The sequence below is a fragment of the Mesorhizobium sp. P5_C1 genome, from assembly GCF_054049815.1.
Genome location: NZ_JBFULQ010000848.1, coordinates 1 through 1,680, shown reverse-complemented (window position 1 = coordinate 1,680; position 1,680 = coordinate 1). Strand labels below are relative to the sequence as shown.

Annotated in this window: 1 protein-coding gene and 1 pseudogene; both read right to left on the bottom strand. The window is 61.0% G+C overall.

Annotated elements, in window-relative coordinates; all coding sequences use genetic code 11:
• Positions 1-984 (bottom strand): glycosyltransferase (locus tag ACXJ7R_RS31900; protein ID WP_457155284.1); only part of this gene is annotated, 984 nt, incomplete at its 3' end.
• A gap of 11 nt (positions 985-995) precedes the next feature.
• A pseudogene (locus ACXJ7R_RS31895) lies at positions 996-1,680 on the bottom strand (hypothetical protein); the annotation flags it as partial.

Genomic DNA, 1,680 nt, shown 5'->3' with positions numbered 1-1,680 from the left:
CCATTCCACAGCTTGATCCATCGAATTGAGTTTCCATGCTGCCGTGGCGCCAAGCTCGTACAGCCGAGCCCCCCAGCAATGCGCGTCGTCCAGATAACTGCCGGTGCGGCGCGTCTTCTCGATCCCATTGCTGCAGGCCCAGAGCAGGTTCAGCCAGTCGGCCTTGCCATGGAACTCTTCGGCCATGTCCAGCCAGATTTCGCGCCGATGGGGGGCCTCCATCCGTGCCTTGTCCAGCCAGGACAATTTCTGCTCCGGTTGCATGCGCGCGATGTAGCGCATTGCCTCGGAGCGTTCTTCGCCCCATGTGCTTGTCGGCAATGCAAGGTAGTGCTCAAGCAGTTGGACGGCCCGCTCTGGCTGGTTGGCCCACATCAAGTCCCGTCCGAGCCAGAAGCATATCTGAGCGTCGCCGGGGTCCTCCTTATGTGCCACTTCCATCAGCGGCAGGTAGTTGCTCCTTGTTGGCTTGGCGAGGTCCTGCACCTCGAACATGACGATCTCACTGCTGTTCGTGGTGACTTCCCTGTCTCCGGTGAAGACCAGAGCCTCGTGGACGGGCCGCTTGAAGCGATATCCCCAGCGATGGTGAAAGTTCTTCGCCGGCCAGCTTCGCAGCGGTGTCGGGTCCTCGACACTCGATCTGTAGATCGTCTGGCAGTAAAGGGCTGTCGTCTCGGGGGTCCAGGCAGCCTCAAGTTTCGCCCGCCAGCCAGGCGCAAGAAACCGGTCCATGTCCATCGTACAGCATACATCAACGTCAGGCGGGATCAGGGCCATGGCGGCGTTGCGGGCGTCGTCGAAGCGCCACGGGCGGACTGCTATCCTGTATACTGTCACCCCCGCCTCGGTTAGTCGCTCCACTGTGCCGTCCGTGCTGCCGGTGTCGACCACAATGCGATAGTCGGCGTCGACGGCCGAATTGGCCCAGCGCTCCGCGTTTGCGGCTTCGTTCAAGGCGATGGTGTAGACCGCAACTTTCAAATCAAGCCCCTTCACTCAACGTGCGATGATACACCTCGCCTGGTGGACAGGCCCGACGCGCCCTTGCGGATAGCCACCAGGCCACCGAGCAGCCTTGCCCGATTCAGCTCGTAGTGACTGTCGAAGAACAGGATCTCGGCGAACTGATCGGCAAGCGCGTTCACACCCAGCGGATCGACCGAGCGCGCGCTGCCATGCTGCTGGATCTCCCGTAGCAGGTTCTTGGTAAGCGTGATCTTGCCGGCGTCCTCGCCCGGCGGCTGCCAATCGAGGTCCTCGATGAAGTACCAGCCACCCTCGGCGAGCAGCGGGAAGAACTGGCGGAGCGTCAACTGCTCGTCGAACGAGGCGTGGCTGCCGTCGTCGATGATCACGTCGAGCGATCCCGGTTCGAGCTTCGCAGCGACGACGCGCAGATCGTCCAGCTTGGACTGGTTACAGACGAACGATTTGAATCTTTCGTCATTGAGCCGCGAATAATCCGTCAGGTCGACGCCGATCACCTGACAGAACGGAAAATAGCTCTGCCACAGGCTGACTGAAGGCATCTCGGTCTGGCTGCCTTCCCTGAAAACATTGTATAGGCCGATTTCCATCAGCCGCCGCATGGACAGCCGTCGGGCCGACAGCAGGCGATCGTAAATCCTTGCGTAGCAATGGCGGTTGCCGGTGTGCCGGTTCTTGTCGGTGTTGAAG